This is a genomic window from Pseudanabaena sp. lw0831 (genome assembly GCF_016584665.1).
Classification (GTDB): Bacteria; Cyanobacteriota; Cyanobacteriia; order Pseudanabaenales; family Pseudanabaenaceae; genus Pseudanabaena.
Map to the genome: position 1 here is coordinate 1 of NZ_BBJB01000091.1, position 13,445 is coordinate 13,445.

The following is a 13,445-nucleotide window of genomic DNA, read 5'->3' on the forward strand; positions in this document are numbered from 1 at the left end:
GATCGCTTGGGTTTGCGAAAGAACTTGGCTAATCGGTACAAAAGATAATGACTGTTTGAAGTCTAGTAAATGTGAGTTTAATTGCTGTGTAATTTGATCGGCAAATACTTGCAAACTAGAGTTGATCCTTTCCTCAACTATGCGATCTATGGTGGCAGATAGTTTTTGCTCTAATCGATTTGCGATCGCATTTTCTATTTGCGCAAAATCTGGTTGAGTTTGTGGTGCAGAAATTTCAAGTGGCACTGATGTGGAATGCGATCGCAAAAAATTATATTGCTCAAGAATAGTTGACTCTAGCTCAGACGGTACGATATAGGCGCGGATTGCCGTAAATTGATCGTCTATTTCCTGAGCTTTGAGAGCGGCATAATATTCAAAATATCCTTCCAGAATTTCAAATGAAATTGGCGAGACTCTGCGTAATAGAATTGGCTTTACTGTACCACCTGCCTGCAAAAACAAATTAGCAAGATGCTCAATTTGACTTGATTGGAACTGAGGTAGCTCTTGTGATACTGGCGATACGATCATGTCAAGATCGATCGAAGAAGTTAGTAAACTCATGAGCGTAGTCTTGTTTTATCGAGAACTTCATTTGCTAGCTCTTCAAACTCAGCGGCTGACATCGAATCAGGTTTAAAGTCAAAAATAGACTTAGGATCGGGGATTTGGCGATCGCCATCCATTACAAAATTATCAATTGCCCGTGATAAATCTTCCCGTTGAAAAATTCGGGTTTCTAACACGGAAAATCCATATCGCTCTTCGACAATCTTCTCTTGCTTGGGTAAAGTTGCTTTAATATAATTCGCATTTGTTAATATTTTAGAAGGTAAAACTCCCAGAATGTTGATTGCAGATCGATTGGTAAAACTGCGAAAATCGTCAATCTGTTCAATAAAGCTTCTAACATTGCGCAACCCTTCATTTGCAAATGGTTTAAGATCGGAGGGAATGATGAGGTAATCACAGGCAATCAGGGCGATTCTTGCATAGAGATTAAGTGAGGGTGGAGTATCGATTAAGACTACATCGTAGTCATTTTTCACAAGCTCTAACTTCTTAACGAGCTGAAATTTGGAACTTTCTTGGTCAATCAAAGCGTTTTCTTGCCAGATCAAATTAATATGTGCAGGAATAACATCTACTTCAGGATAGGTAAAACTCCCTTTTAACGCGACATCATGAATATAGTTGGATTTAGGATAGAAGATAATATTGTAGACATTGCTGTCTTTAAGATTGTCTTCTTCTTCAGTATCAAACTTCATTAAACCTGCGGCATAGGTTGTGTTTGCCTGACTATCAAGATCGATAATTAATACCTTAAAACCCTTACGACTAATTGCGGCGGCAAGATTAATTGTGGTGGTGGTTTTGCCCACACCGCCTTTGTTGTGATAGATGGCGATCGTTTTCATGATTCTTGCTTGTAGAGATTCTAGAAGTGGGAGCGTATTATTCTCTGAAAATGGAAGTTTAATATCAATTGGAACAGGTAGAGCAGTCAAAGGGATAGATTTATTTATAGATTTATTTGTAGCAAGTCCCGCTAACTTATCCCTGCCAATAATATCGCTAATTTTCTCGATTTTGTCAGCAATTTCTAAGCCTTCGCATTGAAAGATTAGATCTATTTGATCGTCAACAAGTTCATAAATCCGAAAATCTTTCCCGTTAGTTAATACCCCATATATAACTTGCAACTTAGTTAAATAACGCCGCAGCCGCCGCACATGGAAATTGAGATTTTGCTTGGGATGTTTTGCTTCCATCACCACACATGGCTTCGGTGATGAATCATTAATACTTGGAAAAACTGGGGAAAGCAGCGCTAAAAAATCTAAACGAATACCACCCAATGCAACCTCTTGATGCCATTTGCTTGGATCGTAACCAAGGGCAGGTAAAAGATACTGGACGATTAATTTGCTTTCGACTTCGCTTTCATTACGACAAAGTTTTGGATTAAAACTCATGGCAGTGCCATAATCCCCAAAAAAACTAGATTCTTTTCAATCATATCCACTTTTAAGCCCCATTTCACCAAACGATCGCGATCGCCTCCAGTAATAATCACTTGGCTATGAGGAAACTGCGATCGCCAATCATCTATATAGGATTGCAAGCCCGCTATTAATAGGTGCGCCACTCCACTTTGGATTGCACTATGCGTATCAGTCGCCCATCGTCTTGGCAAAGTCTCAGGGATTGGAAGATTTGGCAAAGCTGCTGTATTTTGATGCAAACAGGCAAACTGCGATCGCAGTCCAGCCACGATCGCACCACCAAATAAATTCTTATGCGCATCAATTCCAGTAATAGTGATCGCTGTCCCCGCATCAATAACCATGACTGGATAGCCATAGGTTTCCCCTGCGCCATAGGCAGCCAATGCGCGATCGCATCCCATTGTCGAGTACAAGCCTTGCAATGGCACATCGGCAGTTGTGATTATCTGAGTCTGTTGCAAATGATGCCAACTGGTGATGATATTGGGAACGACTGAGGCGATCGCAATGCGTTCAAAATCTCTAGTCGCAAGTTTTGCTTCTAAGTTTGGTAATTGCTCGTGGGTATAGGCATATTCTTCAAGGATTTGTTTCTTGCTGCCAAAAATAACTGCCTTAATTCTGGTGTTGCCGATCGCGATCGCTAGAAAACTCATAAAAAATCTATATAAAAACTGAGATTTAGTGCCAGATTATAGGCTACAACCTTTACGAAACTCACGTAGAGACTCCAACGGTGAACTCATCATTAAACAACGACAAAGTAAAATTAAATCTAAACTTGGCAAAACCTGACTTTGATTCACTTTTACATATTGATGATTTTGCAAACAATAAATTGCGATCGCGCCATCTTCCCAAAACCAAATCTCAGGAACCCCGAGCAGTTGATATTTGCGTAACTTGCTAGGGCTACCACTAGTAATTACAACTTCGATACATAGATCAGGGATATCTTTGTCTTGACTAATGCAATAAGAAAGATCCGCCTGAAATTCAGTAATATTGGGAACAACCTGACTGTAAGCACCACTGGGGAAAAACTCAATTCCATTAATCTCAAAATAAGCACTCAGCAAGATCCCTAATAAACTGGTGTACATTTCATGAGCTTTACTAATCCCCATAATCTCTAAAATTCCTTCACAATATATTAACCGTAGATTTAGGACATTCCCAAACCCAGATTGAATTGCCTTAAACTGTTCCCAAGATATAGCTTCATGGACAAAATGACGATCGCGATTTCTCTCTAAGGCTTGAACCATAACAGCTTACTCCTTACGGGCTTATGTAATATCATACACTTGGGATAGAGAAATAGTGGTGCAGAGCTTTGCCCCGCACCACTATTTCTTGACTTTCTCACGGTAAAATAAGAAGTGCGATCGCGAAATATTCTCGCATTGTTGCCATATTTACTAATTCATCACGTCTCTTCATAAAATTTTTTCAAAATGGACTTCGAGCCAGCTTACAGCCGCTATCCTCTTGCCTCAGTCAACCAAAGACTCGGAGCGCTAATCGTAGACTTTTTAAGTTGTTGGTTTATCTCAGAGCTAACTTTGTCTCTGCTATCCGTCACCTCATCTAGTCCTTTACGCTTCATCACATTTTTAGTGACTTGGTTTGTCTTTCGCGTATTTATTGCGGCTCGCGCTCAAGGTCAAAGCTTTGGTAGATGGCTGATGAGTATCAGAGTCATTGATGCTGAATATGGAAAAACTGCTGGATTTGGAGCATTTTTTAAGCGTGAGATTTTTGTATTTGTTTGCTCGCTATTTCTGATCGAAACGATTACCTCTACGCTGATCGTATTTGCATGGATTCCTTTTGTTGCCGATGCAGCCTTTGCGATCGTTGATAACGAAAAACGTCAAGCCTTTCACGATCGCATTAGTAGTACGATCTCCATCCAAAGCCGTAAAGGATTTGCGATCGATCAAAAATTAGGCAAACTCTTTAATCAAGCTGGACAACAAGCAACCAAGATTTATCAAAGCCGTCAAGAGCGAGATCTTTATGAAGATGACTATAGCGCTCCTCGTCCCAAACAAAGCCCCAAACAAAAGCGCCGTCCTCGGACAAAATCTCGTCCACCACAAGATTTTAATTATGGTTCTAATTTTGAAAGCGAATACGATCGCCCCAACACAGATCCTTATGCTGAACCGTTAGATCCGCCCAGAAATGTTTATAAAGGCGATGTTAACAATTTTGATGATTGGAATAATGATGATGATTATGGCGATCGCCCAGATTCATTTCCAGATTCATTTCAAGAGCCATATCAAGATGAACCACCAGTCAAGCGATCGGCGCGTCGTCCTAGAAGAAAATAAAAAACCAGTTTTTGTGGCGCGGCTTTGCCGCGCCACAAAACACTTAGTTCTCAACACTTTTGGAGATATTCAAAGATGGTACAAGCCGCAATCAAAGCTTTTTCTCTAGATGATTTTCTGGCTATCTCTGAAACCGAGCCAGAAAGTGAATATTTTGAAAACGAGATAATTCAGAAACCAATGCCAAAAGGAAAACATAGCGCAATTCAAACAGAGTTTGCGGCAGCGATTAATGCAAATTTGAGATCAAAGCGCATCGCAAGAGCTTTCTCAGAATTACGTTGTACTTTTGGCGGAATATCTATCGTGCCAGATATATCCGTTTTTCGATGGGAAAATATAGTTCGTGACCCTGACGGCAAAATCGCGAATATATTTAACATTCCCCCTGATTGGATGATCGAAATTCTCTCTCCAAATCAGAGCCAGACCAAATTAGTTAAGAAGATCTTGTTTGCCCTTGAGCATGGAACTGAAATGGCATGGCTGCTAGATCCTGATGAAGAAGTAATCTTTATCTATCGGGCTAATCAAGCTTTGCAAATTTGCGATCGCATTGATCAAGTTCTACCAACACCAGACTTTGCGAGCGACTTACAACTAACCGTAGAAACCATTTTTAACTGGCTTCGTGAATGAGTATGTAGGCTAAAACCCAAAAAAGCTGATTCGCCCGCGAAGCGGGCGAATCAGCTTTTTTGGGTTTGACGAAAATTTTATGTGATCTTAAGAAAACAGGCTGCTTTCTGGCTAAGAACATAAACTTTCACTATCATCGAATTTGCTAAGTATTTATGGATTAATCCTAAAAAAAATTTGGCATAAGGATATTAGTTGATGAACCAGCTTTCAATACAAATTGCCAAGAATGAGCTTAAGCCGCTTGATACAGTTAATCTGACCAACTGCGATCGCGAACCTATTCATATTCCTAACTGTATTCAGCCGCAAGGTTTACTGCTAGTTCTAGCTGAACCCGATCTGAAAATTGCTCAGGTGAGCGAAAATGCTCCTGAAATTTTAGGGATTGAAACCAGTGAGCTACTTGATCGACCTTTAGCGGATTTTATTAGTAGCGATCGCGGTGATATCGTAAAAGTGATTCGGGCTTGCCTAGATCGCAGTTTTGAGCATATTAATCCACTGCATCTTTCGATTACCCCCGCCAATGGAGATCTAAGAGCGTTCAATGGCATTATCCATCGCGCTCCTAGCGGTGAGATCATCTTGGAATTAGAACGTTTGGAACCAACGGCTGAGAGCGACTTCTTTCAGTTTTATCGTCAGATCAAAGTCACTTTGGCAAAAATGCAGACAGCGGATAATCTCGCCGCTCTATGTAACTTGGTGGTTCATGAAATGCGCGCGATTACGGGATTTGATCGGGTGATGATCTATCGCTTTAACGAGCAAGGTGATGGCAGTGTGATTGCTGAATCCAAAAAGAATAACTTAGACCCTTTGTTGGGATTTCATTATCCCGACTCCGATATTCCGAAACAAGCAAAGCACCTCTATACACTTAACTGGCTTCGCCTAATTTCCGATATCAATTCTCAACCGATTGGATTAGTCACAAACCAGAAAACTCAGCATCCCCTTGACATGAGCTACTGCGGATTGAGGGCAGTGTCGCCTCTACACGTTGAATATCTCAAGAATATGGGCGTTGTTGCTTCGATGTCAGTTTCCCTAATTCAACATCAACAGCTTTGGGGATTGATTGCCTGTCACCACCACACTCCTAAACTGGTCTCCTATGATATCCGTACCATTTGCGAGTTTCTAGGACAGTTGATGTCTTCAGAGCTAGCAAACAAGGAGAATAACGAAAATCTTGATTACAAACTATATCTGAAGACAATCCAATCTCAATTTGTGGAACGTCTGACCAAAGCAAGTGACTTTGTTGCCGAAATTACCGCAAACAAAGAATCCTTGTTGAATTTGACAGGTGCTTCAGGCGCGGCTGTGTGCGATGGCAACGATATCATTTTGATTGGTAAAACTCCTAGTCTGGAAGCCCTGCAACCGATGCTCATTTGGCTGATCGATCGCTTTGAGCAAGATATTTTTGTCACTGATGACTTGTCTGAGCTATATCCGATCGCAGAAAAGTATAAAAATGTCGCCAGTGGACTGCTCGCGATGGCAATCTCTAAAACCCAGCATCAATATGTCCTTTGGTTCCGTCCCGAAATATTGCAGACATTGACTTGGGCAGGCAACCCTGACAAGCCCATTCAGATCGAAGCGGATGGCAGCTTGACGATTTATCCGCGTCAGTCCTTTGCGGCTTGGCAAGAGATTGTCCGAGGTAAGTCTAATCGATGGTTCAGCTATGAAGTAGAGGGAGCGATCGAATTGCGGCGGGCGATCATCGATATTGTCTTGCGTCAATCGGATGAACTTGCCAATATCAATTTGGAACTAGAACGCAGTAACAGCGAACTGGATGCCTTTGCCTATATTGCCTCCCACGACTTGAAGGAACCCCTGCGCGGCATTCACAACTATGCCAATTTTTTGTTGGATGACTATGGCGAGATCCTTCAAGGCGAAGGCACTGAAAAACTACATACGCTCCTACGGCTGACCACACGCATGGAATCACTGATCGACTCCTTGCTGAAGTTTTCCCGTCTAGGTCGGCAAGAATTGCACATGAATTCTATCGATCTTAATCTCTTACTCCAAAATGTCGTCGAGTTATTTGGGATGAATCCAGAATGGGAGAACTGCACAATTCGGATTCCCCGATCGCTGCCCAAGGTATTTGGCGATCGGGTTCTGCTTGAAGAAGTTTTTACAAATCTAATTTCTAATGCCTTTAAATACAACAATCAACCTGAAAAATGGGCGGAAATTAGTTGGATCGAATCTAGCGGTCAGCCCTATAATATTCTCACCTTTTATGTTCAAGACAATGGCATCGGCATCCGAGAGCAGCATCTAGAATCAGTATTTCGCATTTTTAAGCGATTACACGCACCCAGTAAATATGGAGGTGGTACAGGTGCAGGACTGACTATTGTCAAAAAGATCGTTGAACGTCACGGAGGTGAAATTCAGGTCAAATCGATTTATGGTCAGGGAACCACGTTTTGGTTTGCGTTACCAATTCACAATATAGCAATCCTAAATAAGTTGTGAGTGGCTCCGACTTCGCTCAGCTAACGATATACGCTGGCTGAGCGAAGTCGAAGCCCTATTTTTCTCGTAAATGATTTAGGACTGCTATATGAGTACAACAATTGACAATTCTATGATTTCAACTATAGCGAAGCCAGCCTCGCCTACTCTCCCTCAGAGAGAAGGGCTTAGAACTTTTCCACTAGGTCAATATCAAGGTCAACATTCAATGAATGCTCACACTCAAAGTCTATTAGATTCACCTTGGGATGACCTTACTCATCCTGTGATCGTGATCGTTGAAGATAATGATGAAGACTTCTATACCTTTATGCGAATTACTCAAAAGATAGATCCATTAAAGCGATCGCTCTATAAGTTTTTGCGTTTTGAAGATGGAGACGAGGCGATCGACTATTTATATCGTCAAGGAGAATATCAAGAACTAGATGCTCCCTTGCCTGTGGCGATCTTGCTTGACCTGAACCTTCCTGGCACTGATGGACGGGACATTATTAAAATGCTTAAGCAAACTCCACATTTGCACATAATTCCGATTGTGGTTTTGACAACTTCTAATAATCAAAACGATATTAAAGCTTGCTACGAATATGGGGCAAACTGCTATATGCTCAAACCGATGGGCATTTCCGATATGCAGCAGACTGTCCAAATTTTATTTAAGCAATGGTTCCAATTTACGATTTTACCTAGTTATGGACAATTCACAGCGTGATCCGATGATATCTTCGCCTTTATTATCCCCAAACTTATCTCCAAGCGTTGCCGAAGAATCTCTGACTACAAACATCGCAACAACGATCACGATCTTGCTTGTGGACGATTCGCAGAGCGATCGCGATTCCTATATCCGTTATCTCGAATCAGACACGGACTACTCCTATGTGATCACCGAGGTGGAAACATTAGAAGACGGGCTGGAACTATGGCGATCGCAACATCCTGATGTTATATTACTGGATATAAATCTGCCCGATGGCAACGGGTTGGAATTGTTGGAATCCATGTCCAAAAGTCCATCCGCTCAACAATCTTGCGTGATCGTGTTGACTGGGAAAGGCGATGAGCAGACGGCGGTACGAGCAATGAAACTGGGCGCGGATGACTATCTGGTAAAAAGTGATGTCACCCCACTTTCTCTGTGCCATGCTGTTAATCAGGTACATAATTGCTGTATCACCAAACTCCAATTGGAGCGATCGCAACAACAACAAGCAGAACTCTATCAAGATCTGCAAACCTACACAGCGCAACTCCAAAAACGAGAGATTGAATCCCAAAAGCTATCGGAACGCCTCGCCTTAGCGCTTCAATCTGGAGCGATGGGCTGTTGGGAATGGGACTTGATCGAGAATAGCATTCATTGGGATGAGCGAATGTATGAACTGTATGCTGTCACCGAAAAATCGGCTGCCATCTCTCTCTACGATGTTTGGACAAGTAAACTACATCCCGATGACCGTCACGCCACCGAAGCTTTATTTCATCAAGCTATTGCAGGACAGGCTCAATACGACACCGAATTTCGGGTCGTACATCCCGATCACAGTATCCACTTTATCAGAGCCTATGGGATCGTGTTGCGAGATCCTCAGCACAATCCTTACAAAATGATTGGGGTCAACTTTAATGTTAGCGATCGCAAGGAAGTCGAAGAACAACTACTCCAAACCAATGAACAACTGATTAGAGCGACAAGACTCAAAGATGAATTTCTTGCCAACATGAGCCACGAACTCCGCACCCCACTCACTGCGGTTTTGGGTATGTCAGAAATATTGCAAAAGGAAATGTTAGGCTCAGTAAATGAACGCCAACAGAAAGCCCTAATTGCCATTAGAAAAGGAGGAAGACATCTACTAGAACTGATTAATGACATCCTTGACTTATCAAAAATTTCATCAGGCAAAGTGGAACTTGACCTTGAATCTGTCTCAGTGCAAAATGTCTGCGATTCTAGTTTGGTCTACGTCAAGCAGCAAGCATTTCAAAAGCATGTAGAAATTTATAGCAATATCGCCCTGAATGTCAGCAATATTTTGGTCGATGAGCGCCGCCTCAGACAGATTTTAATTAATCTCTTGGTCAATGCCGTAAAATTCACACCCAAAAATGGGAAAGTCAGTCTTCTTGTTTCCGTTGGCTGTGGTGATACATGGCAAGGTGAAGCCACTGTTCCCGATCAATTAAAAGATCAAGATTTGCCCATGATTTTGTTTCAAGTTACCGACACAGGCATTGGTATTTCTAGCAGAGATTTACTCCGACTATTTCAACCCTTTGTACAGCTTGACAGTGGACTAAACCGTCAATATGAAGGCACTGGATTGGGGTTAGTAATGGTTAAGCAGATTGCCGAACTCCACGATGGTCAGGTCTCAGTCACAAGTGTGCTTGGTCAAGGGAGTACATTTACCGTAGCTCTACCCTATCAAATGTCCGAATCTACCACGCGATCGCCTGAGTTAATCACGCCATTCTCATTACCCACCGCCAAGTCAAAAAATGCGATCGCGCCGCTCATCCTACTTGTCGAAGACAATGAAGCTAATATTCAGACTTTCACATCTTATCTAAGTGCTTATGAATATCGAGTGGTTTTAGCCAAAAATGGTCAGGAAGGCGTTGCTATGGCAAAAACTTACCAGCCAGACATCATCCTGATGGATATTCAAATGCCTGTAATGGATGGGCTACAAGCAACTCGACTGATTCGTGCTGAACCAAAACTCGCCACAGTACCAATCATTGCCCTAACGGCAAGAGCTATGCAAGGCGATCAAGGGCTTTGCCTTGAAGCGGGTGCTAATCAATATCTCAGTAAACCCGTAGAACTAGAACAACTTGTCGGAGTAATTGGACAGTTTTTAGATATGTAAGCCCTTACAAAATTGTGGAGATGGCGATCGGGCTTACCAACAAATCTCGAAATTACTCCAGTTAAAACTTTGTAGTAACAATACGTGATCTGCCTTGAGCTTTTGCTTCATACAAAGCTAGATCTGCATGGTGAATTAATTCTTTAATTGTTGTGTCAATAGAAGGAACGCAGACACTTATACCAGCGCTAATAGTAACAAAAGAACTAACTTTTGATTTCTCATGGGGAATGTTTAAATTCGCGATCGCCTGTAGTGTCATTGCGGCAATTTTTTCAGCATCCGCAGACCTTGCATCAGGTAACAATAAGGCAAATTCTTCGCCACCATAACGAGCCGCCATATCAGTTTTACGCTGAGCCATGTTATTGATGGTCTGAGCAACTTGTTGAAGACAATAATCACCCATTTGGTGTCCATAATGATCGTTATAAGCTTTGAAGTAATCAATATCTAATAAAATTAAAGCAATAGAATGTTGATAACGACAAGCTCTCCCGAATTCCTTTTCTATGAAAGCATCAAATGAACGGCGATTAGGAATTTCGGTCAAACCATCAAGGTAAGATATCTTTTCTAATTGTTGATTGAGAATTAAGATTTCTTCTTGAGCTAATCTTAGCGACATTAACTGTTCACGAGATCGGATTGCAAACCATACGGCGATCGCAATGACAATTGAAAATAATCCCCCAAAAATTAAAATCCCCTCTGCAACAAAATTCTTTGTTTTAATGCCATATTGAGTTTTGATATACAATTCAGACGCATAGAGTGCTTGCCAGAGGCAAATTGTAATCGTAAAACCTAAAACACTGAGGATAAGAGGCAGCAATACTGAAGGTGTTTTTTGTTGTGTTTTCCAACTCAAATATCTTGCTTCTAGAATTAACATCAACCCTACGACGATGAATCCGAGCGCAGTATGGATTGCCATCTTCGTTAGATTACCCCAGCCATAAGCTGTTTCAACATTAGACAAATAGCCAAGGAAAGCTACACTTCCAAGCCCCACGATCACAGTCCCCAAAAAGCTACCAACTAAGATTTTGGTTAGACTAATTCTTGTCGTTGACATTATTAGAATGGCAAGCCCGCTTAACAAAAAATTTAAAGCAGTATTTGGAGCCATTCGACCAGGTTGAGAAGTGGAGATCGTAATGTAATGCTTCATAAATAATTCGTCAATATACAAATTCACCCCAAAAACATGTTGGATTAGGGTTAATCCTCCTAATAAAATTGACGTAATCCCAATGTACTTAACAAAACCCCTACGATTATTTGTTAAACCCATCAGCGCTAGACTTATAAGTACAAACCCCAGAGCTGTATTGAACTGCATCGGCACAAATTGCGGATCGATCTGAATCAACCTTTCAGAGCCTATATACCACCCAAATATCACTATCAACCCTAGTGATAGCAGTAAAGATGCACCGACGTTAATACAAAATTTTAAAAAAGGGTAGCTATGCATCTTTGATGATGAAGGTGGACGAATTCGGATCGCATTGCTTTTTGCAAAATCGCTTAGGGAATATTCAATTGAATCATGTAACATCAGGGATATAGTGCGATCGCTTACTAAAAGCCTTTACGCTGTTAAAAAACAAGTTTTTGTCGAACAAAACACAAATTTGAACTTAAATTTTAATTACCTAAGGTTTTGTAACACTTTAGATAATTAGTATAAGTGAAAAATTATATATACGATATTGATTAGAAATGGTAAAAGATGCAAGAGCGAAATGAATCTCAGCAGTTTGTGATTAGTCAAGAGAAAGAACCAGCAAAAAAACTAAAATTTGCTAAAAATAGTGGATTTCAGGCTGAACTAAGACGAAGGGTTGACGAACTTTTCCAAAGTAGCGATCTTAGGGAGCGCGATTGTCCGCAAATGTATGCCAAGACAATAATCTTGTTACTAAGTTTTTTTGGGATATATTCTGGATTAGTCTTTATTGCCCAGACATGGTGGCAAGTAATTCCCCTTTGTATTGTGCTAGGCCTTATTACCGCAGGGATCGGGTTTAGTATTCAGCACGATGGCGCACACCATGCTTATTCAAGTTATTCATGGGTAAATAAGCTCATGTCGATGAGTTTAGATTTGATTGGCGGCAGTTCTTATGTTTGGCATTGGAAACATGATGTACTGCATCATACCTATGTGAATATTGCTGGTTACGATATGGATTTAGAAGTGGGAATTTTTGGGCGACTTTCTCCTTCCCATGCCCGACTTCCATTTCATCGTTGGCAACAATATTATCTTTGGCTGTTGTATGGTTTGTTAGCGATCAAGTGGCATTTTTATGATGACTTTTATTGCCTGATTACTGGCAAAATTGGCGATCGCACCTATCCACGCCCAAAACAAGCCAACCTTGCCATATTTTTTGTCGGAAAGCTAGTCTTTTTTACAATTGCCTTTGCAATTCCTTTGTTATTTCATTCCATCTGGCTAGTTTTAGCAAGTTACGGACTAGTTGCTGTGACTTTAGGAATAGTACTTAGTGTAGTCTTCCAACTAGCTCATGTAGTCGAAGAGGCAGATTTCCCGATACCAGTTACAGAAGCTTCCATTATTGAGAATGATTGGGCTATTCATCAGATTGAAACCACGGTGAACTTCTCTCGTAATAATTCTTATGTGACATGGTTACTGGGTGGTCTCAATTTCCAAATTGAGCATCATCTATTCCCCAATATTTGTCATATTAATTATCCCGTAATTTCCAGAGTGGTTGAGCAAACCTGTCAAGAATTTGGCGTGAAATATAATCAGCATAGTTCCCTCTGGGCAGGATTTCTATCTCACTATCGTTGGTTGCGGCGCATGGGGACATAAAAAAAGAAAGAGCGCTTCGCGCTCTTTCTTTTTTTATGGGTGATTAATAGCTGTCAGTTTTGCTAACTGTCGTATTAATTAGTTGCTGATTGGCTTGGTTGAGTCGATCGGCGATCGCTTCTCGAACATCACAGGCAATTCCTGAGTCAGCTAGAACTTCTTGCGCCATTTCACGATATTCAGCGCTGGTGGTAAGGTCAAC

At 41.2% G+C, this 13,445-nt stretch carries 10 protein-coding genes and 1 pseudogene; 6 read left to right on the forward strand and 5 right to left on the reverse strand.

Going from position 1 to position 13,445, the window contains the following annotated elements; translation table 11 throughout:
* From APA_RS19455 to APA_RS19470, 4 genes and pseudogenes are all read right to left on the reverse strand, one after another.
* Positions 1-567, reverse strand: a pseudogene (locus tag APA_RS19455) (hypothetical protein); the annotation flags it as partial.
* Positions 564-1,982 (reverse strand): AAA family ATPase, encoded by a 1,419-nt coding sequence (locus tag APA_RS19460; RefSeq protein WP_201323902.1) that lies wholly within the window; start codon positions 1,980-1,982, stop codon positions 564-566. The gene APA_RS19460 and the pseudogene APA_RS19455, both read right to left, overlap by 4 nt.
* Entirely contained in the window at positions 1,979-2,671 is a 693-nt protein-coding gene (locus APA_RS19465) for a type III pantothenate kinase (RefSeq protein WP_201323903.1), read from the reverse strand. The genes APA_RS19460 and APA_RS19465 overlap by 4 nt, the downstream gene beginning before the upstream one ends.
* 36 nt (positions 2,672-2,707) lie before the next feature.
* Positions 2,708-3,283: a Uma2 family endonuclease gene (locus APA_RS19470; protein ID WP_201323904.1), complete on the reverse strand. Its 576-nt coding sequence runs from the start codon at positions 3,281-3,283 to the stop codon at positions 2,708-2,710.
* 189 nt (positions 3,284-3,472) lie between these two features.
* Between APA_RS19470 and APA_RS19475 the strand changes: the two genes are divergently transcribed.
* The 5 genes from APA_RS19475 to APA_RS19495 all read left to right on the forward strand — a co-directional run bounded on the left by APA_RS19475 (position 3,473) and on the right by APA_RS19495 (position 10,389).
* A complete protein-coding gene (locus APA_RS19475) occupies positions 3,473-4,357 on the forward strand; it encodes an RDD family protein (protein ID WP_201323905.1) in 885 nt (294 codons plus the stop codon).
* Positions 4,358-4,432: 75 nt separating this feature from the next.
* Positions 4,433-4,996: a Uma2 family endonuclease gene (locus APA_RS19480; RefSeq protein WP_201323906.1), complete on the forward strand. Its 564-nt coding sequence runs from the start codon at positions 4,433-4,435 to the stop codon at positions 4,994-4,996.
* Between the two features lie 198 nt (positions 4,997-5,194).
* On the forward strand, positions 5,195-7,510 hold the full coding sequence (locus APA_RS19485; RefSeq protein ID WP_201323907.1) for an ATP-binding protein: 2,316 nt from the start codon (positions 5,195-5,197) through the stop codon (positions 7,508-7,510).
* A 112-nt stretch (positions 7,511-7,622) separates the two neighbouring features.
* A complete protein-coding gene (locus tag APA_RS19490) occupies positions 7,623-8,225 on the forward strand; it encodes a response regulator (protein WP_201323908.1) in 603 nt (200 codons plus the stop codon).
* A complete protein-coding gene (locus APA_RS19495) occupies positions 8,206-10,389 on the forward strand; it encodes a hybrid sensor histidine kinase/response regulator (RefSeq protein WP_201323909.1) in 2,184 nt (727 codons plus the stop codon). The genes APA_RS19490 and APA_RS19495 overlap by 20 nt, the downstream gene beginning before the upstream one ends.
* A gap of 61 nt (positions 10,390-10,450) precedes the next feature.
* Here the strand turns inward: APA_RS19495 and APA_RS19500 are convergent, their stop codons facing one another.
* Positions 10,451-11,764, reverse strand: a complete 1,314-nt coding sequence (locus APA_RS19500) for a diguanylate cyclase (RefSeq protein ID WP_201323910.1) — start codon at positions 11,762-11,764, stop codon at positions 10,451-10,453.
* A gap of 363 nt (positions 11,765-12,127) precedes the next feature.
* Here APA_RS19500 and APA_RS19505 point away from each other — a divergent pair, with 363 nt between their 5' ends.
* Positions 12,128-13,243, forward strand: a complete 1,116-nt coding sequence (locus APA_RS19505; RefSeq protein ID WP_201323911.1) for an acyl-CoA desaturase — start codon at positions 12,128-12,130, stop codon at positions 13,241-13,243.
* The last annotated feature ends 202 nt before the right edge of the window (positions 13,244-13,445 follow it).

Coding starts and splice junctions, on each gene's coding strand:
- APA_RS19480 (WP_201323906.1), top strand. CDS start 4,433: ATGGTACAAGCCGCAATCAAAGCTTTTTCTCTAGATGATTTTCTGGCT.
- APA_RS19485 (WP_201323907.1), top strand. CDS start 5,195: ATGAACCAGCTTTCAATACAAATTGCCAAGAATGAGCTTAAGCCGCTT.
- APA_RS19505 (WP_201323911.1), top strand. CDS start 12,128: ATGCAAGAGCGAAATGAATCTCAGCAGTTTGTGATTAGTCAAGAGAAA.
- APA_RS19475 (WP_201323905.1), top strand. CDS start 3,473: ATGGACTTCGAGCCAGCTTACAGCCGCTATCCTCTTGCCTCAGTCAAC.
- APA_RS19490 (WP_201323908.1), top strand. CDS start 7,623: ATGATTTCAACTATAGCGAAGCCAGCCTCGCCTACTCTCCCTCAGAGA.
- APA_RS19460 (WP_201323902.1), bottom strand. CDS start 1,982: ATGAGTTTTAATCCAAAACTTTGTCGTAATGAAAGCGAAGTCGAAAGC.
- APA_RS19465 (WP_201323903.1), bottom strand. CDS start 2,671: ATGAGTTTTCTAGCGATCGCGATCGGCAACACCAGAATTAAGGCAGTT.
- APA_RS19495 (WP_201323909.1), top strand. CDS start 8,206: ATGGACAATTCACAGCGTGATCCGATGATATCTTCGCCTTTATTATCC.
- APA_RS19470 (WP_201323904.1), bottom strand. CDS start 3,283: ATGGTTCAAGCCTTAGAGAGAAATCGCGATCGTCATTTTGTCCATGAA.